18 protein-coding genes and 2 pseudogenes are annotated in these 19,651 nt (G+C 31.7%); all 20 read left to right on the top strand.

The window, feature by feature from the left end:
• The first annotated feature begins 18 nt into the window (after positions 1-18).
• The 20 genes and pseudogenes from ACTNAO_RS08780 to ACTNAO_RS08685 all read left to right on the top strand — a co-directional run bounded on the left by ACTNAO_RS08780 (position 19) and on the right by ACTNAO_RS08685 (position 19,192).
• Positions 19-909: a DNA-3-methyladenine glycosylase family protein gene (locus tag ACTNAO_RS08780; RefSeq protein ID WP_441028211.1), complete on the top strand. Its 891-nt coding sequence runs from the start codon at positions 19-21 to the stop codon at positions 907-909.
• A gap of 208 nt (positions 910-1,117) precedes the next feature.
• Entirely contained in the window at positions 1,118-2,608 is a 1,491-nt protein-coding gene (locus ACTNAO_RS08775) for a 4Fe-4S dicluster domain-containing protein (protein ID WP_441028209.1), read from the top strand.
• Positions 2,609-2,963: 355 nt separating this feature from the next.
• Positions 2,964-3,248, top strand: coding sequence for a co-chaperone GroES (gene groES / locus ACTNAO_RS08770; protein WP_441028207.1), 285 nt, complete (start codon positions 2,964-2,966; stop codon positions 3,246-3,248).
• A gap of 18 nt (positions 3,249-3,266) precedes the next feature.
• Complete coding sequence (gene groL, locus ACTNAO_RS08765; RefSeq protein WP_441028205.1) at positions 3,267-4,889, top strand: chaperonin GroEL; 1,623 nt, start codon at positions 3,267-3,269, stop codon at positions 4,887-4,889.
• A 163-nt stretch (positions 4,890-5,052) separates the two neighbouring features.
• Positions 5,053-5,466, top strand: coding sequence for a type II secretion system protein (locus tag ACTNAO_RS08760; RefSeq protein ID WP_441028204.1), 414 nt, complete (start codon positions 5,053-5,055; stop codon positions 5,464-5,466).
• 327 nt (positions 5,467-5,793) lie between these two features.
• Positions 5,794-7,248 carry an IMP dehydrogenase gene (guaB, locus tag ACTNAO_RS08755; protein WP_441028202.1) on the top strand — a complete coding sequence of 485 codons (1,455 nt, stop codon included), beginning with the start codon at positions 5,794-5,796 and terminating at the stop codon, positions 7,246-7,248.
• Between the two features lie 130 nt (positions 7,249-7,378).
• The gene (guaA, locus tag ACTNAO_RS08750; RefSeq protein WP_441028200.1) at positions 7,379-8,920 is read left to right on the top strand and encodes a glutamine-hydrolyzing GMP synthase; all 1,542 of its coding nucleotides are present in this window, start codon (positions 7,379-7,381) and stop codon (positions 8,918-8,920) included.
• 379 nt (positions 8,921-9,299) lie between these two features.
• On the top strand, positions 9,300-10,769 hold the full coding sequence (istA, locus tag ACTNAO_RS08745) for an IS21 family transposase (RefSeq protein ID WP_441028252.1): 1,470 nt from the start codon (positions 9,300-9,302) through the stop codon (positions 10,767-10,769).
• The gene (gene istB / locus ACTNAO_RS08740; RefSeq protein WP_441028198.1) at positions 10,762-11,523 is read left to right on the top strand and encodes an IS21-like element helper ATPase IstB; all 762 of its coding nucleotides are present in this window, start codon (positions 10,762-10,764) and stop codon (positions 11,521-11,523) included. Before istA ends, istB begins: the two co-directional genes overlap by 8 nt.
• A 50-nt stretch (positions 11,524-11,573) precedes the next feature.
• The gene (locus ACTNAO_RS08735; protein WP_441028196.1) at positions 11,574-12,401 is read left to right on the top strand and encodes a hypothetical protein; all 828 of its coding nucleotides are present in this window, start codon (positions 11,574-11,576) and stop codon (positions 12,399-12,401) included.
• A gap of 71 nt (positions 12,402-12,472) precedes the next feature.
• Positions 12,473-12,598, top strand: a complete 126-nt coding sequence (locus ACTNAO_RS08730) for a hypothetical protein (RefSeq protein WP_441028194.1) — start codon at positions 12,473-12,475, stop codon at positions 12,596-12,598.
• Between the two features lie 387 nt (positions 12,599-12,985).
• Positions 12,986-14,527, top strand: a complete 1,542-nt coding sequence (locus tag ACTNAO_RS08725) for a methyl-accepting chemotaxis protein (protein ID WP_441028192.1) — start codon at positions 12,986-12,988, stop codon at positions 14,525-14,527.
• A 174-nt stretch (positions 14,528-14,701) separates the two neighbouring features.
• Positions 14,702-15,004, top strand: coding sequence for a type II toxin-antitoxin system RelB/DinJ family antitoxin (locus ACTNAO_RS08720; RefSeq protein WP_441028190.1), 303 nt, complete (start codon positions 14,702-14,704; stop codon positions 15,002-15,004).
• A 1-nt stretch (position 15,005) separates the two neighbouring features.
• The gene (locus ACTNAO_RS08715; protein WP_441028188.1) at positions 15,006-15,320 is read left to right on the top strand and encodes a type II toxin-antitoxin system RelE/ParE family toxin; all 315 of its coding nucleotides are present in this window, start codon (positions 15,006-15,008) and stop codon (positions 15,318-15,320) included.
• Between the two features lie 41 nt (positions 15,321-15,361).
• Positions 15,362-15,505 (top strand): hypothetical protein, encoded by a 144-nt coding sequence (locus tag ACTNAO_RS08710; protein ID WP_441028186.1) that lies wholly within the window; start codon positions 15,362-15,364, stop codon positions 15,503-15,505.
• Positions 15,506-15,668: 163 nt separating this feature from the next.
• On the top strand, positions 15,669-15,833 hold the full coding sequence (locus ACTNAO_RS08705) for a hypothetical protein (RefSeq protein ID WP_441028185.1): 165 nt from the start codon (positions 15,669-15,671) through the stop codon (positions 15,831-15,833).
• Position 15,834: 1 nt separating this feature from the next.
• Positions 15,835-16,269: pseudogene (locus ACTNAO_RS08700) on the top strand (zeta toxin family protein); the annotation flags it as partial.
• A 354-nt stretch (positions 16,270-16,623) separates the two neighbouring features.
• Complete coding sequence (locus ACTNAO_RS08695; RefSeq protein ID WP_441028183.1) at positions 16,624-18,066, top strand: ATP-binding protein; 1,443 nt, start codon at positions 16,624-16,626, stop codon at positions 18,064-18,066.
• Positions 18,067-18,440: 374 nt separating this feature from the next.
• Positions 18,441-18,680: pseudogene (gene tnpA, locus ACTNAO_RS08690) on the top strand (IS200/IS605 family transposase); the annotation flags it as partial.
• Between the two features lie 377 nt (positions 18,681-19,057).
• Positions 19,058-19,192 carry a hypothetical protein gene (locus ACTNAO_RS08685; protein ID WP_441028181.1) on the top strand — a complete coding sequence of 45 codons (135 nt, stop codon included), beginning with the start codon at positions 19,058-19,060 and terminating at the stop codon, positions 19,190-19,192.
• The last annotated feature ends 459 nt before the right edge of the window (positions 19,193-19,651 follow it).

The following is a 19,651-nucleotide window of genomic DNA, read 5'->3' as shown; positions in this document are numbered from 1 at the left end:
AAATAATGAGGTGATAAAGTGGATTTTAAAAAGATAATTTGTAATGACAATAGTATAGTTTTAAAAAATGTAGAAAATTTCAACATAAAGCAAATTGCAGAATGTGGTCAATGTTTTAGGTGGAAAAAGATAAAGGAATTAGATTATGTAGGTGTTGCTTATGAAAGAGTTATTGAAGTTATTCAAAAAGATGATACTGTAACAATATTAAATTCAACAAAAGATGATTTTTATAATATATGGCTGGAATATTTTGATTTACATAGAGATTATACAAGTATAAAAAAGGAACTAAGTAAAGATCCTATATTAAAAGAGAGTGTAAAGTATGGATACGGTATTAGAATATTAAATCAAGAACCGTTTGAAATGCTTATTAGTTTTATTATTTCTGCAAGAAATAGTATTCCTGTTATTTCAAGGACAATTGAGAGAATCTCAAAAAAATATGGCAAAAAAATAACATATAATGGAGAAACATATTATGCATTTCCAACTATACAAGAGATTTCAGGTGCTACGGAGGATGAAATAAGAGAAACAGGAGCATCTTTTAGGAGTAAATATATAGTAGATACTATAAATAATCTATTAAATAATGAAGATGAATCATATAATCTTGATTACATTAAAGAATTAAATGATGATTTATGCCACACAGAACTTCAAAAATTTAAGGGAGTAGGTAGTAAAGTTGCTGATTGCATAATGCTTTTTTCTATGAAAAAAACATCTGCGTTTCCTGTTGATGTATGGGTAAAAAGAGCTATGATACATTTTTATGGTATAGAAGATGTATCCCTAAATAAAATAAGAATTTTTGCTAGAAATAAATTTAAAGAATTATCTGGATTTGCTCAGCAATACCTATTTTATAATGCAAGGGAAAATAGGATAAATATAGATTAACATTTTTATTTAAATATAATTATTAATTTATTAATAAAGTAAAGTATACAGTATAAAAAGTATATTGTTTGGAAGAAAAAGCTAAAAATAAATTAAAAACTCCATATATGCATTATTTTACTTTTAAAGTATGTTATAATATGTATAGATTGTTATTTTTATAACAATCTATATAATGTGTGGTGAAAAAATAATATGGAGGAAAATAATGTTTGAGTTTGAAAATCGTTTGAGTAAATTAAAACATGAAGTTTTGACAGAAGTTGCAAAATTAGCAATGAAGGATTTAGTTACAGAAGAAAATATAGAAAAGATTCCTTACGAAGTAATAAAAGGCGATGTAGCCCACTATAGATGTTGCGTATATAAGGAAAGAGCAATAGTTTTAGAAAGAGCAAAACTTGCAGCAGGATTTTTAGCAAATGGAGATAGTGAAAATAAGAATTTAATAGATATAAAAGAAAATGAACAGATAATGTATGTAATAGAATCAGCTTGTGATAAATGTCCAATAAATAAGTATTCTGTTACAGATTCTTGTAGAAATTGTGTGGCCCATAAATGTCAAGAAGCTTGTAACTTTGGTGCTATAAGCTATATTAATGGAAGAGCGTTTATAAATTATGAAATATGTAAAGAATGTGGTATGTGTAAAAAAGCTTGTCCATACAATGCTATAGCAGAAGTTATGAGACCATGTAAGGTTGTCTGTCCAACTGGAGCATTAGAAATAGATAAAGAAACTAGAAGATCTAAAATAGATGAAAGTAAATGTATTAATTGTGGTGCATGTATGGCTGCATGTCCATTCGGTGCTATTTCAGATAAGAGTTTAATTGTTCCTGTTGCAAAGGCATTATCAAATAAGGAAAAGATATATGCAACAGTTGCACCTGCAATAGCTGGTCAATTTGGAATGAAGGTAAAATATGGACAAATAAAAAATGCAATTAAAAAATTAGGCTTTGTAGATATGGTTGAAGCTGCATGTGGAGCAGATGCAGTAACTGTTCATGAAAGTAATGAATTTGTAGAAAGAATGGAAAGAGGAGATAAGTACATGACAAATTCATGTTGCCCTGGATTCCATTCATATATAGAAAAGGTATTCCCAGATCAGGTAGATAGAATATCAGGAACTGTATCACCTATGGTTGCAGCAGGAAGATATATAAAGATGAAAGACAAGGATGCTAAGGTTGTGTTTATAGGACCTTGTACAGCTAAAAAGAGTGAAGCTGCTAAGAAAAATTTAAAAGATTCAACTGATTATGTAATAACATTTGAAGAATTAGCTGCGTTATTTGAAGCTTTTGACATAAATCCGGCAGAATGTGAAGATGAAGTAGTAGATGAAGCATCAACATTTGGTAGAGGTTTTGGAGCCTTAGGTGGTCTTACTGCAGCTATACAAAACTATGTTAAGGATAAGAACATAGATATAGAATTTAAACCTGTTAAGGCATCTGGACCTGATGAAATTAAAAGAACAATGACTATGGCCAAAGTAGGAAAAATGCCAGGAAACTTTATTGAAGGTATGATGTGTGAAGGTGGTTGCATAAATGGTGCATCTAAAATAACACCTACAATGAAAGCAAAGGGAAAATTCATGAAAGAAAATATGCAGGCATCAAGAAAATCAGTTTTAGCTGATGAAAAAATTGAAGAATTTACTGGTATAAACTTAGAAAAGTAAACAAGCCTTATATATAAATTTTAGTGTTATCAATTATTTATGTAATTGGTAGCACTTTTTTTATAAAATTAATTCTTAAGATTAAGTGGGTTGGTATTTTGATTAAATATACTATTGAAGTAACAATTAATTATTTATAATAAAGAATTATTTAGAAAAAGTGAGTAATATTGCAATATTTTTAGGAAATAGCATATAATCGGCTAAATTGAGGGTATAATATATATTGTATTATTTGAATAAAATATCATGAAGATATATTATAATAATTGTATTAGCACTCTAATGGAGTGAGTGCTAACAAATGAAAAATAATAAATTAATAATATATATAAAATTTAAGGAGGGAATTTTAATGAATATTAAACCACTTGGAGAAAGAGTAGTAATTAAAAAGTTAGAGGCAGAGGAAAAAACTAAAAGCGGTATAGTTTTAACTGGAGCTGCAAAAGAAAGACCACAAGAAGCTGAAGTAGTTGCAGTAGGTCCTGGTGCAATAGTTGATGGTAAAAGAGTTGAAATGGAAGTTAAAGTTGGCGATAAAGTTTTATATTCTAAATATGCAGGAAATGAAGTTAAGGTAGCTGGAGAAGAATATACTATACTTAAACAAGAAGATATATTAGCAATAGTTGAATAATTAGGAGGTAATTATATTATGGCAAAAATGATTAAATTTAGTGAAGATGCAAGAAGAGCAATGCAAGTTGGTGTTGATAAATTAGCAGATACTGTAAAGGTAACTTTAGGTCCTAAAGGAAGAAACGTTGTTTTAGATAAGAAGTTTGGAGCTCCACTTATAACAAATGATGGTGTTTCTATAGCAAGAGAAATTGAACTTGAAGATCCATACGAAAACATGGGAGCACAACTTGTAAAAGAAGTTGCAACAAAGACAAATGATGTAGCAGGTGATGGTACTACTACAGCAACACTTTTAGCACAAGCAATTATAAGAGAAGGACTTAAAAATGTAACTGCAGGAGCTAATCCAATGCTTCTTAGAAATGGTATTAACATGGCTGTAGAAAAGGCAGTAGAAGAAATTAAAAAGATTTCTAAAAAAGTTGATGGAAAAGAAGATATAGCAAGAGTTGCATCAGTTTCAGCTGCAGATGAAAATATAGGTAAATTAATATCAGATGCTATGGAAAAAGTAGGTAACGAAGGTGTTATTACTATAGAAGAATCTAAATCAATGGGAACTGAACTTGATGTAGTTGAAGGTATGGAATTTGATAGAGGATATGTATCAGCTTACATGTCAACAGATCTTGAAAAGATGGAAGCAAATCTTGATAACCCATATATATTAATAGTTGACAAGAAGATTTCAAATATTCAAGAAATATTACCATTATTAGAACAAATAGTTCAAGGTGGCAAGAAGCTTCTAATAATAGCTGAAGATGTTGAAGGTGAAGCTCTTCAAACATTAGTAGTTAATAAATTAAGAGGAACATTTACATGTGTTGCTGTAAAAGCTCCAGGTTTTGGTGATAGAAGAAAAGAAATGCTTCAAGATATAGCTATTTTAACTGGTGGTGAAGTTATTTCAGAAGAACTTGGAAGAGAACTTAAAGATGTAACTTTAGATATGTTAGGACAGGCAGATAGTGTAAAAGTAACTAAAGAACATACTACTATAGTTAATGGTAAAGGAAACTCTGTAGAAATAAAAGAAAGAGTTAGCCAAATTAAGAATCAAATAGAAGAAACTACTTCAGAATTTGATAGAGAAAAATTACAAGAAAGACTTGCAAAACTTGCAGGTGGAGTTGCTGTTGTTAAAGTAGGAGCAGCTACAGAAACAGAACTTAAAGAAAGAAAATTAAGAATAGAAGATGCTTTAAATGCAACTAAAGCAGCAGTTGAAGAAGGTATAGTAGCAGGTGGTGGTACTGCATATGTTAATATAATAAATGAAGTAGCTAAATTAAAATCTGATGTACCTGATACTCAAGTTGGTATAAACATTATAGTAAGAGCATTAGAAGAACCAATGAGACAAATTGCATTTAATGCAGGTCTTGAAGGATCAGTAATAATAGATAAGATAAAGAATAGTGAAGCTGGAATGGGATATGATGCCCTTCACGATCAATATATAGATATGGTTAAGGGTGGAATTGTTGATCCAACTAAGGTTACAAGATCAGCACTTCAAAATGCAGCATCAGTTGCAGCTACATTCTTAACAACAGAAGCAGCAGTAGCAGAAATTCCATCAAAGGAACCTCAAATGCCAGCAGGTGCTCCAGGAATGGAAGGAATGTACTAAAATTAAATAAGAAAAATAATTATATAGGCTATGCATAAAAAGTGCATAGCCTTTTTGCTATAGCTTTTTATAAAAAAATTAGTGGACAATATTATAAAAATTGAATAAGTGGTAATAATTATAATATCCGTAAGGAAAATATAATTATTAAGGAGTAATTGATATGAAAAAAGAAATATTTCCACTAAATAATAATAAAGTCGTAAAAAGAGGATTTACATTAGTTGAACTTATAGCTGTAATGGCAATAGTAGCTATTTTATCTGCAGTATCTATTCCTAAGATAGCAGGTTATATTGAAGAGGCTAAAAAAACAAAAGCTTTAGTAGGGGCTAGGGAAGTTGTTATGGCTGCTCAAACATATAACTTCAATAAAGCAGAACAAATAAAAGAGGATGATACTTATAAGACATTTAAAAACAAAATTATTGATAGTAACTATTTAAAACTTGATAAGGATAATGATGATAATTATATTGATAATGTAGATGATACATTAACATATGGAGAACTTCAAAAAATTGTAGAAGGTAAACAAGATTTTAAAGTTGAAAATGATAAAGTTTGCATGCCATAAAAAATAATGATAAATTACAATGTTTTTCTGATATTTATTGTTTTTTAATTGATTTTTATATGTCAAAATTCAATTTTACATTTGTATTCTATTGACTTTGACAAATTGATACATTATAATAAATTTAATTTGAAAACTCAAAATACAGATAATCTGTATTTTGATTTAGCATGCTAAAATTTTATTTTTTTATTAATTAATCAATGGCATACTATACATTAATCGACTATGTCGTTTTTTTTATATGCAAAAATAGGATTTTTTTGGTATGCTTTATTAAAAAAGTAAACAAAAAATAAATAAGTTTCAAAAGGGAGGATATTTTTTATGGCAACAATTTTAAAACAAGGTTATACTTTCGATGATGTTTTGTTAATGCCTAACAAATCAGAAATACTACCAAGAGAGGTTTCCTTAAAAACTAATCTTACAAAGACAATTGCTTTAAACATACCAATGATAAGTGCAGGAATGGATACAGTTACTGAATCTAAGATGGCAATTGCAATGGCTAGAGAAGGTGGCATAGGCGTTATACATAAAAATATGACAATAGAAGAGCAGGCAAAAGAAGTTGATAAGGTAAAAAGACAAGAAAATGGAGTAATTACAGATCCTATATTCTTAACACCAGAACAAACACTTCAAGATGCTGAAGATTTAATGGCTCAATATAGAATATCAGGAGTTCCTATAACAGTTAACGGAAAACTAGTTGGAATTCTTACAAACAGAGATACGACTTTTGAAACAGATTTTTCTAAAAAAATTGGAGATGTTATGACTAAAGAAAATTTAGTTACTGCTCCAGAAAATACTACAATTGAAGAAGCAAAAGAAATTTTAAAGAAACATAAGATTGAAAAGTTACCTTTAGTAGATAATGAAGGAAATCTTAAAGGATTAATTACTATTAAAGATATCGAAAAGACTAAAGCATATCCAAATGCTGCAAAGGATTCTAAAGGAAGATTACTTTGTGGTGCAGCTGTTGGAGTAACAAAAGATATGATGATGAGAGTAGAAGCTTTAGTTAAAGCTAAAGTTGATGTAATTGTTCTTGATACTGCTCATGGTCATTCAAAGGGCGTTTTAGATGCTGTAACTCAAGTTAAAAAAGCTTATCCTGATCTTCAAGTTATAGCTGGTAATGTTGCCACAGCTGAAGCTACAGAAGATTTAATTAAGGCTGGTGCTGATTGTGTTAAGGTTGGTATAGGACCTGGTTCAATTTGTACAACAAGAGTTGTTGCTGGTGTAGGAGTACCTCAATTAACAGCTGTTATGGATTGTGTTGAAGCTGCTAGAAAATATGGGATACCAGTAATTGCTGATGGTGGTATTAAATATTCTGGGGATATGGTTAAAGCATTAGCTGCAGGAGCTAAAGTATGTATGATGGGATCACTTCTTGCAGGTTGTGATGAAGCACCAGGAGAAAGAGAAATATATCAAGGTAGAAGCTATAAAGTATACAGAGGCATGGGATCACTTGCAGCAATGGCATGTGGATCTAAGGATAGATATTTCCAAGAAGGAAATAAAAAGCTTGTTCCAGAAGGTGTTGAAGGAAGAATTGCTTATAAAGGATTTGTTTCTGATACTATATTCCAATTAGTTGGTGGTATTAGATCTGGTATGGGATATTTAGGCTCTAAGGATTTAGAAACTTTATATAATACAGCTAGATTTGTAGTTCAAACATCTGCTGGACTTAGAGAAAGTCATCCACATGATATTAATATTACAAAAGAAGCACCAAACTATAGTGTAAACCAATAGTAGATATTTAATTTTATAAGCTTTGCTACAATTTTAAAATGCTAATAAAAAATATGTAGCAAAGCTATAATTTTTATAAATAAGTTATTATGCATTTTTAAAAATATTATTTTAATTATTGGAGGAAAGAATGAATAAGGAACTAATTCTAGTTGTTGACTTTGGAGGACAATACAATCAATTAATAGCAAGAAGAGTTAGAGAATGTGGTGTTTATTGTGAAATAGTACCATATACTTATAGTTTAGAAAAAATTAAAGAAAGAAATCCAAAGGGGTTAATATTCACTGGTGGTCCAAATAGTGTTTATGCAGCTGATTCACCACTTTGTGACAAGGAAATATTTGATTTAGGTATTCCTGTACTTGGAATATGTTATGGTTCACAACTTATGGCACATTTACTTGGAGGAAAAGTTAATACAGCTCCTGTAAGTGAATATGGAAAAACAGAAGTTAATGTAGATACTAATACAAAATTATTTAAGGGTGTAAAGAAATCTACAATTTGTTGGATGAGTCATACTGATTACATAGAAAAAGCTCCAGAAGGATTTAAGGTGACAGCTCATACACCAGTTTGCCCTGTTGCTGCTATGGAAAATGAATCTAGAAACTTATATGCAGTTCAATTCCATCCAGAAGTTATGCATACAGAACAAGGTAAAGAAATGTTATCAAACTTTGTTTATAATGTATGTAATTGTGCTGGAGATTGGAAAATGGATTCATTTGTAGAAAGCACAATTAAGCAAATACGTGAAAAAGTAGGAAATGGTAAAGTATTATGTGCATTATCAGGTGGTGTTGATTCATCAGTTGCAGCAGTACTTTTATCAAAAGCAGTAGGTGAACAACTTACTTGTGTATTTGTAGATCATGGTTTGCTTCGTAAAAATGAAGGTGATGAAGTAGAAGCTGTATTTGGCCCAAAGGGACCATATAAATTAAACTTCATAAGAGTAAATGCTCAAGAAAGATTCTATGAAAAGCTTAAAGGTGTAGAAGAACCTGAAAGAAAGAGAAAAATAATTGGTGAAGAATTCATAAGAGTATTTGAAGAAGAAGCTAAGAAAATAGGTGCTGTAGATTTCCTAGTACAAGGAACTATATATCCAGATGTTATAGAAAGTGGTCTTGGAAAATCAGCAGTTATTAAATCACACCACAATGTAGGTGGTCTTCCTGATTGTGTTGATTTTAAAGAAATAATAGAACCACTTAGACTTTTATTTAAAGATGAAGTTAGAAAAGCAGGTCTTGAACTTGGAATACCTGAATATTTAGTATACAGACAGCCATTCCCAGGACCAGGACTTGGAATTAGAATAATAGGTGAAGTAACAGCTGAGAAAGTAAGAATAGTTCAAGATGCAGACGCAATTTATAGAGAAGAAATTGCAAAGGCAGGAGTAGATAAAAACTTAGGTCAATACTTTGCAGCTCTTACAAATATGAGGTCAGTTGGAGTTATGGGAGATGAAAGAACTTATGATTATGCAATAGCTCTTCGTGCAGTAACAACAAGCGATTTCATGACAGCAGAATCTGCTGAACTTCCATGGGAAGTACTTGGAAAAGTAACAACAAGAATAGTAAATGAAGTAAATGGAGTTAACCGTGTAATGTATGATTGCACAGGAAAACCACCAGCTACTATAGAGTTTGAGTAATGTACAAAACCCCACAAATGGCGTAAATACGCTGTTTGTGGGGCTTTTCTTTTCTCTGTGATACCTTTTTGATACCTATATGGAGGTATTCACTGAGTAATTAAGTTCTAAACATGTATTTTCTATTATTTCATGATTCCGTTTCGGAGTCATTTTTTTTCCATTTATATTTGGGTTCACATGGTTTGCAGGAGGTACCCTGTTCGGTACAGGTGTCTGGCCAGTTCAGTTTCCATTCCAGGTATTCGTCCTGAGTGATCTGTTAGTGGTAAAATAAAATTACCCACTTAAGGGAAGAAAAATTCCCCACTTATTATATGTTCCTTTTATAATGTTATTAATAAACATTATAGGAGGGGAAAGGATGATAAGTGAAGAGATGAAAACAACAATTAGAACACTTTACGAAAAGGGATATAATAAGTCACAAATTTCAAGAATGCTCCAAATTGACAGAAAGACCGTTAGAGCAAAGCTCAAAGAATCGGATGAAGGACTACCTAAAAAGAAAATAAGACCTACTATACTTGATCCGTATAAAGAATATATAAAAATAGAAGCTAATAAAGGAATTCAAGCCAAAAGAATATATCATGATCTTATAAGAGATTATGACTACAAAGGTAGTTACGATACTGTAAAGAAATATATTCATAGTATAAAAGAAAATAATTCTAAAGTTTATATGGTTCTTAATACTCAACCTGGCGAAGAAGCTCAAGTTGATTTTGGTTATATTGGATTTCTAAATATAAATGGTAAAAGAAAAAAGGCTTGGATATTTGTAATGACACTAAGTTATTCGAGATATATGTATGTACAAATTGTTTTCGATCAAAAAGTACAAACATTTATTAACTGTCATAAAAATGCCTTCAAATATTTCTGTGGAGTCCCTGAAACAGTTAAAATTGATAATCTTAAAGCTGCTATATTAGAAGCAGATTTCTATGAGCCAACAATTCAAAAAGACTATGCAGCCTTTGCCGCCTACTATGGATTCTTAGCACAGCCGTGCAGAGTATATACTCCAACTGACAAAGGTAAAGTCGAATCAAATGTAAAATATGTCAAAAATAGCTGTTTTAAAGGAAGAAATTTTAAAGATGTTGAAGAAGCAAAACACTTTCTAATAGTCTGGTTAAAAGATGTAGCTAATAAAAGAGTTCATGGAACTACAAAAGAGGTACCATTTAAAGTGTTTACCGAAATAGAGCAAGCTTGCTTAACCGCTTTGCCGAAGGAAGATTATATATTATCAAGTAGTCAAATTTGCCACGTTTCTACTAACTGCCATATTTGCTATAAAGCTAATTACTATTCAGTTCCGTATGGATATGTTGGTAAAGATGTAAGAGCAATTGAAATGAATGGTTTACTTAGGATTTATTCTGATGATAAAGAAATAGCCCTTCATAGCGTAGCAAATTGTGAAAAGGGCAAATTCTTAACGGATATTAATCACTATCCTCATAGCAAGAATATAACAATATCTGAGATATTGTCAAGGCAAAGAGATAAAATGAAAGAAATAGGTCCAGATGCATTAAGATTTTTTGAATTGTACATAAATGCAGATGTTTCTAATCGAAAATATGACTATAGAGCTATTTCAGGTTTATTGTCATTACAAAAAAAGTATTCAGATGAGTTAATAAATGCTGCTTGTTCAAGGGCTATTCTATTTAATTCAATAACTTATAAGACTGTAAAGAATATATTACAAAAAAATATTGATACTTCAATAATTCCTTCTTCTAGCTATGTTAGTAATGAAGAAAACTCTTTTAAGCGGGATTTAAGTAAATATAATAAATTTTTAGAAGGAGGAAATAAAACTAATGAATGATTTAATTGCTACAAAATTAAAAGCACTAAAATTATCTGGAATTTCTAAAACATTTGATATTAGAAATGATGAGGCAATCAAAGAAAATTTAAGTTACGTAGAATTCTTTGAGTTATTACTCAATGATGAAACAAGTAACCGCATAGCGAATGCTAGAGCTAAAAAGATGCATAATGCTAAATTTCCTAATCATAAAACAATTGAGGAATATAATTTTAATTATCAACCTAATTTAAATAAAAAAGAAATTTATAATTTAGCTACATGTGAATTTATTAGAAACAAAGAAAATATTGCTTTTATCGGACCTTCGGGTACCGGTAAAACTCATTTATCAATAGCCATTGGTATTAATGCAATTTCACAAGGATATAGTGTATTATTTACCACTGTAAATCAAATGTTAGAAGAATTATATATGTCTAGAGCAGACAATTCATACATGAAGAAAATCAACAAATATGTTAATCCGGATTTACTAATTTTAGATGAACTAGGATTAAAAAAACTTTCACAAAATAATATTGATGATTTTTATGAAATTATATCAAAAAGATACGAAAATGGTTCAATTATTGTAACTTCAAATAAGAAATTTGATGAATGGGGAAAAATATTTTTTGATCCCGTTTTAGCGACAGCAATACTTGATAGATTTATTCATCACTGCAATTTTGTCGTGATTGATGGTGAAAGTTATAGAATGAAACAAAGACAAGAAAAATTAAATGGATTAAAAAATAATCCTATTTAAATTATACCTAAAGGTGGGGAATTTTCTTTCCCTTTTTTGGGGAATTTATATTGACACCAACAGCGGTGCTGCACCTGGATGAGGAAACGCCGCATCTGCATATTGATTTTGTGCCGTTTTCCACAGGAAATAAAAGGGGACTGGAAACAAAGGTATCCCTAAAAGGAGCATTGAAAGCACAGGGATTTGTGGGAACCGGCAGACATGATACAGAGTGGAAACGGTGGGTGGAAAGCGAGAAACAGTGTCTGGCAGAGATCATGAAGAAGCGTGATATGGGATGGAAACAGAAAGGAACCCATGAAAAACACCTGTCCGTTTATGATTTTGAAAAGAAGATGCGGAAAGCGGAAGTGGAAGAACTGGAACAACAGATTTCACAACAGGGGGACAGAATAGCCGGTCAGCAGACGGAAATGAAGGTAAATGAGCAAACCCTGGCATTCCAGCGGAAAAATATCCGGGAAGGGAGAGAGAAGAAGGCGGAAACAGAGGAACTGCAACGGAAAGCAGAACAGGCACTGGAAATGGCAAAGAGAAAGCTGGAACTTGTAGAAGCCAAACTGGATCGGGCTACAACGGAACTTCATGAGTTGCAGAAAGAAATGGAGAGTCTTGTGGAGTATGCAAGGCAATCCTATGACAGATACAGCAGGGTGGCAGTTTCGGACAGACAGTATGAACTGTTCGAGGATGTAGTGCAGCTGAAACAGGAAAATGAACAGTTAAAGGCAGAGAACCAGACACTTCGGGAGAAACTGCAGAAAGCGTATGATTTTATGAAACAGTTTACCATAAGTGGGATCAATCTGCTGGAGCGGTTTCTGGAGTCTGTGGGCGAGAGGGCGCAGAATTTTTCGGAACATTTGAGAAGATAGAGAGTGGACGGATAAGAGAGAAAATAAATTCTTTTTTTCTTTTATCCGTATTCAGAAATTGGAGGTAGGTTATGAGTGAAGGAGTAGAGAATGTGATGGAAGAAAAGGGGATTGATATAATATATGAAAGTAGATGTAAATCTTTTAAAATACAAGACAATATGGTAAACAATGGTTCTGCAATTTGTAAGTTTTGACGAAAATAGAAAAAACTATATATAGCCGATTGAAAAAAATAAACAAATACGATATAATAGTAATATATATTTTAGGGGTAAAATTGTTAAAGGGGCTTGATGTGTATGATGTTGAGTAATATAATTCTACAGAACAGAACAGAACAGAACAGAACAGAACAGAACAGAAGTATGCCTTTTTTAAGTGAATATGGTTTTAGTAGTTGTATTAAGGTTGCCTTTTAATGCATAGTTTTTTCTATGTATTGAAAGGTATTTTTTGTGTATAAGTGAGGTTCACGCAAAAGATAAGAAGAATATTTACAAATGGTAAAAATTTGTATCTGTTCAGAAATATGAACGGCTACGAAATAAATACAATAATAAAGTTTAAGGGGGCAAAAGGCTATGGAAAAGAAAAAAACTGCGGTTGAGGTGTATTTATCTAATGTATTTAAATGGGGACTTATTATTTTGGTGAGTGCATGTATGTGTGCCACAGCTACTTTCAATACAGAAAAGTTATTAGGATTTTATCCCAATGTTCCATGGGTTGCTACAATTTTATTTGCAACTATGGATATTCTATTTTTTATTTCTGCAATGTTTATTGTGAAAACATCGTTCGATAAAGATGGATATATAAAAGAAGGAAGATTGAAAATTGGAAAAATATTTTCAGCCTGTGTGCTTGTTATACAATGGAATTACATATTGTATATGATTCCGTCAAGAACTTTTTGGGGATTTTTGTTCTTCTTTTTAATTCTTATGGCATTTTATTTGGATATTAAGTTATTGCTAATTAGTGGATTGGCTTGTATGGGTTCACTATTTGTTGCTTGGGGAGTGAGAGGAACTGCTCTTTTACCGGTAAAAGATGAGCTGTTTATCACAGATGTTCTTATGTGTTTGATCGGACTTGTCTTATCATTGGCAGGGTTAAGCATTTTTGTTTACTTTGTAGCACATTTCCTCGTTAATGCCAAAAAGGACGAATTGGAAAAGAATAATGAACATGTGATGAGTGTTCTGAATTCTGTACAGCAATTATCCCAGCAGTTACAGGAAGCAGGAAGTTCTCTCTCAAAGATTTCTGAAAACGAAAGTGCGTCAGCCGAAGAACTTGCCGCAACCAGTGAGCAATTGACAGAAAGCAGCAATATACTTAGTACAAGAACTGACGAGAGTATGGATAATCTTAGCGAATTGAGTGAATGGGAAGGTGTGGTTGCCAATAATGTAGAAAAAGTAGAAACCACATCAAAAGAGTTACTTCAAAAATCTGTGGAAAATGAAAAATTGCTCAACAATTTGCATACCATCAACGGACAAGTATCCCAATCTATGACAGCAACAACAGATATGGCTAAGAAATTGTCCGAAGCAGTACTGGAAATTGGTGCTACCTTAAATCTGGTCAGTGAGATTTCTACCTCCACCAATCTGCTGGCTTTGAATGCTTCTATCGAGGCTGCAAGAGCAGGGGAAGCAGGAAAAGGCTTTGCAGTGGTTGCGACAGAGGTTGGTAATCTTGCCAATAATACACAGGACACTTTGCAGGAAGTAGAAACGGTTATTGAACGGGTACAAAGTAATGTGAGGGAAATCACAAAACAAATAGAAGAAAATTCGTCGAAACTGGATACGCAGAATGAGTATTTTGAAAATGTATTCCAGAGTATGCAGGGAATGACAGAATTGCTTCATGTTTCTGTTGATGCAATCAATACAATGGGAGAGGCTCATAACAAGCAGTCAGAGGTTATTAAAAAGACCGTATCCATTAATCAGGAAATTGCACAAAGTATTCGAAATGAAAATGCACAGTTTGCTTCTATCAATTCTATGGCAGAAAGTAACACAAATGATACAACCCAGGTGGCTACTCAGGCCAGTGTGATTAATGATATGGTTGAAGAGATGAGCAAATTGTTAAAACGTGAATGATAAAAGTATAGGAAATATCCGTTATATCAAAATGGTATAGCGGATTTTCTGCTTTATAGTTGATTTTATGATAAGAAAATGAAATTGGTAAAATATTGTATTACAACTTTTACAAAACTACTTGTAATGTAACGACATAAGCGTTACAATATAACTAACAGGAGGTGTTGTATTATGGAAAAGACAGCGACATTAAATTTAAGAGTAAATCCGGCTGTGAAAGAACGAGCAGAGGAAGTTTTATCAAGACTTGGTATTCCTATGTCTACAGCAATAGATATGTATTTGAATCAGATTTCTCTTACAGGTGGAATTCCTTTTGCGGTGACTTTGCCAAAAGCACCGAATACAATCAACGCAGATTTCATGACAGCAGAAGAACTTCATGAAAAATTACAAAGAGGTTATGATGATATAGAAGCAGGAAACGTTCAGGATGCAGCAACTGCATTTGCAAAGTTCAGGGAGAGTCATTAATATGAGGCAATATAACGTTCAGATTACAGATGAGGCACTGTCAGACATGGAACAACTTTACAATTATATTGCTTATGTATTACTTTCACCAGAAAATGCAATGGGACAGTATAATCGGATTGCGGATGCGATATTAATGCTTGATACATTTCCAGATCGTTTTCGCATTATGGATTCGGAACCAGAACATTCAAAAGAAATTAGGCGAATGTTGGTTGATAATTATTCGGTGTTTTTTGTCATACAAGACGACAAGGTTGTTGTAACAGATGTGCTGTATAGTGCTTCGGATATAGAGAGACGGCTAAAAGGCTAATTTCCAAAACAAGAAGGACACTTATGGATGCTGGAAAATAAATGATACCACGTGATACCTGTATGATACCTGTTTGGTCTGAAACACAAAATATTATAAAGAATATGCAAAAGAAATGGTATAAAATAGTAGAAAATACGTCTAGAACATTAACAAAAAAGTTAATGGTTAGGGAGTTTGAATAAATAATAAAATCTCGTAAAGCTTGATTTATCAAGACTTTACGAGATTTTTTTGCACTTGTGGCATTAATTTGGCATTAATATAAAAAAGTTATAAATTATGAGATTGTATTAGTATAATATTAAGTTTATAATTATAATAAGTAAATTTTGGAGGTAAGAAATTATGGGTGAAAAAAGCAATGATTTATATGATATGTTTAAACAATATTCTTACAGTCAATTAAAGGATTTATTTAGAAATGCTAAAACAAAAGATGAACAAGATTTTTATATGACACTTTCTAATTTTCTATTACAAGAAAAACAAGCAAAGGTTATAGGTGAGTAATATGCCAACATATACTATTTTTGCTGGCGTTAATGGAGCAGGCAAAACATCAATATATAAGTCTATTTATTATGATGAGAACAAAGATGAAAAAAGAATTAATACTGATGAAATGGTAGCACGTATAGGATCTTGGCGTGACAGTAATCTTCAAATGAAATGTGCAAGAGAGGCTGTTAAGTTAATTAGACAATACATTAATAACAATATATCATTTAACCAAGAAACTACTTTAAGTGGTAATAGTATAGTTAAAAATATAAATAATGCAAAGAAAAAAGGCTTTTATGTTGTAATGAACTATATAGGAGTAGAAAGTCCTGAAATTGCTAAAGAAAGAATTAAAATAAGAGTAAGCAAGGGTGGTCATGGAATACCTGATGCTGATGTAGAAAGAAGATATTATAAATCTCTTAAAAATTTACAAAGAGTAATTGTATAATGAAATTGAATTAATAAAAAATTTATAGTGGATTATCTTTGTTATTGCAATTTATAGAAAAATTAGCTATCAGAAATAAAGATATCAATTGGAAGATCTAAAATATCTATTCTAGTTAGTGAAGCTGCTCTTATTAATTTGTTTAAAAATTTAAAAAAGAAACTAAAATCTAAAATAAAAATTTTAGTTTCTTTTTTAAATTTTATTTATATTTATTAATTATTAGAGAAATAAAGTGAAAATTAAAAATAATATTTAAGTTTTTTTGAGTTTTTTGAATAAAATTTGAGATTATTGCATAGAATCTAAAATGATGTTAAAATAAAATACAGAAATGGAGGGATTCATATGACAGTAGAAGAACTCATTGAAAAATTAGAATGGATTCAAAAAGTAAAATCAGAATCAAATACACTTGAAATAAAAAGTGCAAGGAATGGGTGTCCTCAAAGATTATATGATTCTTTATCTAGTTTTTCTAATCAAGATGAAGGTGGAATCATTATCTTTGGAATAGATGAAAAACAAGATTATAGAGAGGATGGAGTATATGATCCTCAAGATTTACAAAAAAAAGTGAATGAACAATGTTTACAGATGGAACCTATAGTTAGACCTTTATTAACTGTAGCTGAGAAGGATGGAAAGTATTTTGTTGCTGCAGAAATTCCTGGAGCTGATTTAGTTGACAGACCAGTATTTTATAAAGGAAGAGGAAGGCTTAAAGGTTCATATATAAGAGTTGGTGATAGTGATGAACCTATGACTGAATATGAAATATATAGTTATGAGGCATATAGAAGAAAATATCAAGATGATATTCGTGAGGTGCCAAGAGCAACATTATCAGCATTAAATCAGGAAAATCTTAATGAATATGTTAAATTATTAAAAAATGGCAAGCCTAATTTAGCTAATATGAATGATAATAGTATTTATGAATTAATGAGTATTACTAGAAATTCAGAAATAACTTTAAGTACTGCCATGGTTTTTTGCCCATATCCACAAGCATATTTTCCACAGTTATGCATTATTGCAATTTCAGTACCTGGTACTGAAATTGGAGAATTAGGTGAAGCAGGAGAACGATTTTTGGATAACCAGCGTATTGAAGGAAATATTCCAGAAATGTTGGAACAAGCAATTCAGTTTGTAAAAAAGAATATGAAGACGATGACGATAGTAAATCCATACGATGGCAGAAGAGAGGATAAAACAGAATATCCTATTACTGCAGTTAGAGAAGCTATAATAAATGCTTTAGTTCATAGAGATTATAGTGTTCATACTGAGGGGATGCCTATACAGATAATTATGTATGAAGATCGAATGGAAATAAAAAATCCAGGTGGTATTTATGGTAGAATTAGAGTGGATCAGTTAGGAAAAATGCAGCCGGATACTAGAAATCCAGTGTTGGCATTAGAATTAGAATTACTAAAGGTTACTGAAAATAGATATTCAGGAATTCCAACAATTCGTAGGGAAATGGCAAAGTATAATCTTATAGAACCTGAATTTTTGGATGAAAGAGGGAGTTTTACAGTGATTTTTTATAAAAGTAATAAAGAAGTAAAAGATCAAAGTTCAATTAAGGATGATGAAAAAAATCTATTAATATTTTGTAAAACACCAAGAACAAGAAAAGAAATATGTGAATATTTAGAGTTATCTTCTACAACCTATGCAATACAGAAATATATAATGCCTTTAGTTGAGAGTGGAAAAATTAAGATGAGTAATCCGGAAAAACCTAAAAGTTCAAAACAATTGTATTATAGTGAATAATTATAATTAGGGAGTAATAGAACATATAAAATAAAAAATAGATGTTGGGTGCATAATGGTTGCAAAAAAGTTTAAAAAGAAAAATAATATGAAGAATAGTTAGAAAAACTACACTATATATAGAAAAATAGAAGGATAAAAGATACAAGATACAGATGTGATTGTAGAGTTTGAATAAATAATAAAATCTCGTAAAGCTTGATTTATCAAGACTTTACGAGATTTTTTTTGTCTATAAAACCACTAAGCTCTGCTAGTGGAGAATATGGCTTTAGCTCTGCCCAGGAAATAGAAAGACTATAAAGAAAAAACCTCCTATGCTAAAATGTTAGCGACTGACAATCGCAAATAATAACATAGGAGGTGTCGTTGTAGTGAACGATATAGATAACTTAACACATACTAAATGGAGATGTCAATATCATATTGTATTTGCTCCAAAGTATAGAAGACAAATAATATATGGAAAATATAAAGTTGAAATTGGTAAGATATTAAGGGTAATTTGTGAAAGAAGTGGAGTTGAAATAATAGAAGCAAATGCATGTCCAGATCATATACATATGCTAGCAGTGCAGATAAGTATGAAAGAATATATAGACCCGTTTACGGGTGAGCCAGTAAAAGGAAGCAAATAAAAAAACCACCAGGGGTGGCGTTAGGAAAGGTATGCACAATTGGCAGTCTAATTCAGAGCGCGAGTGGCGCCGCCAGCACCATGCCATTCTAGGGCTTAATCAAGCCTCCGGCTTAGCCGGTGGTACATGACTTACTCTGATACTAATAGCAACTACTTTTTTTCTATAGTTTTCGTGTGATTGTCATTAACTTTAATAGCGAGAAATCCTGATGACTGCTGGATTTCTTTTATATGATCTTTCTTTGTGACACATGGATGATTTTTCCTGGTGCAGTATTTTGTGGTACTAACGAAGGACCGAAATGAGTTAGTGCTGTTACATCTTAAACATGGTTCTGTGTGGCTTCACAGGTGATACCAGCTGATTCAAGCAGAGGGTTATCAGATGGTGGTTCAGGTGTTGGCAAATATCTATTGCCTGCAATGATTCCAGACTATGCACAAGTTCCTGCTGTTTATGTGGAAACAGATGGGAGTATGTGTTAAGTGTTGTGGATACTTTTTCGTGTCCAAGTCTGTCTGCTAACATCAAGGCATCGCAGGCATACTGTCGTATGCAAAAGAGGGCGTCAGGCTCTGTATTTCAGGAGGAAACGTCCTGGGTACCGTCAACTCTGCCTTAAGCTAGTCGTTTAAATAGATAAAAGAATATGTCTCTCAAAATCCGGTTCCGGCGGGGCTTATTAAAGTGCCTCTATTTACAGAACTTCCATTCTCAGTTCTTCAAAAAAACGGAAGATTGGTACTTTGTACAGACATACTTGTTTTTTGACTGCAATTTACGAAAACTCAAGTGTCAGAACTGAAAGGTAAAAAAATTCTCATTAAATTGTGTAGAAATCTACGCATTTCCCGTGTGATGAAGTAAAATAAAAGAAAAACTTTGTCTCACAGGAGGGCTTATGGGAAGGAAAGAACAAAGAATTAAAAATAAGTTAGAAAAAA

Source organism: Clostridium sp. HCP1S3_C6, from assembly GCF_052066735.1.
GTDB lineage: Bacteria > Bacillota > Clostridia > Clostridiales > Clostridiaceae > Clostridium.
Note: the sequence above shows the minus strand (reverse complement) of the source record. Positions and strands in the feature narration are given on the sequence as shown.

Bases quoted from the DNA above. Each gene is read 5' to 3' on its own strand.
- ACTNAO_RS08775 (WP_441028209.1), top strand. From the start codon at position 1,118: ATGTTTGAGTTTGAAAATCGTTTGAGTAAATTAAAACATGAAGTTTTG.
- groES (WP_441028207.1), top strand. From the start codon at position 2,964: ATGAATATTAAACCACTTGGAGAAAGAGTAGTAATTAAAAAGTTAGAG.
- groL (WP_441028205.1), top strand. From the start codon at position 3,267: ATGGCAAAAATGATTAAATTTAGTGAAGATGCAAGAAGAGCAATGCAA.
- ACTNAO_RS08760 (WP_441028204.1), top strand. From the start codon at position 5,053: ATGAAAAAAGAAATATTTCCACTAAATAATAATAAAGTCGTAAAAAGA.
- guaB (WP_441028202.1), top strand. From the start codon at position 5,794: ATGGCAACAATTTTAAAACAAGGTTATACTTTCGATGATGTTTTGTTA.
- guaA (WP_441028200.1), top strand. From the start codon at position 7,379: ATGAATAAGGAACTAATTCTAGTTGTTGACTTTGGAGGACAATACAAT.
- istA (WP_441028252.1), top strand. From the start codon at position 9,300: ATGAAAACAACAATTAGAACACTTTACGAAAAGGGATATAATAAGTCA.
- istB (WP_441028198.1), top strand. From the start codon at position 10,762: ATGAATGATTTAATTGCTACAAAATTAAAAGCACTAAAATTATCTGGA.
- ACTNAO_RS08730 (WP_441028194.1), top strand. From the start codon at position 12,473: ATGAGTGAAGGAGTAGAGAATGTGATGGAAGAAAAGGGGATTGATATA.
- ACTNAO_RS08725 (WP_441028192.1), top strand. From the start codon at position 12,986: ATGGAAAAGAAAAAAACTGCGGTTGAGGTGTATTTATCTAATGTATTT.
- ACTNAO_RS08720 (WP_441028190.1), top strand. From the start codon at position 14,702: ATGGAAAAGACAGCGACATTAAATTTAAGAGTAAATCCGGCTGTGAAA.
- ACTNAO_RS08715 (WP_441028188.1), top strand. From the start codon at position 15,006: ATGAGGCAATATAACGTTCAGATTACAGATGAGGCACTGTCAGACATG.
- ACTNAO_RS08710 (WP_441028186.1), top strand. From the start codon at position 15,362: ATGATACCACGTGATACCTGTATGATACCTGTTTGGTCTGAAACACAA.
- ACTNAO_RS08705 (WP_441028185.1), top strand. From the start codon at position 15,669: ATGGGTGAAAAAAGCAATGATTTATATGATATGTTTAAACAATATTCT.
- ACTNAO_RS08695 (WP_441028183.1), top strand. From the start codon at position 16,624: ATGACAGTAGAAGAACTCATTGAAAAATTAGAATGGATTCAAAAAGTA.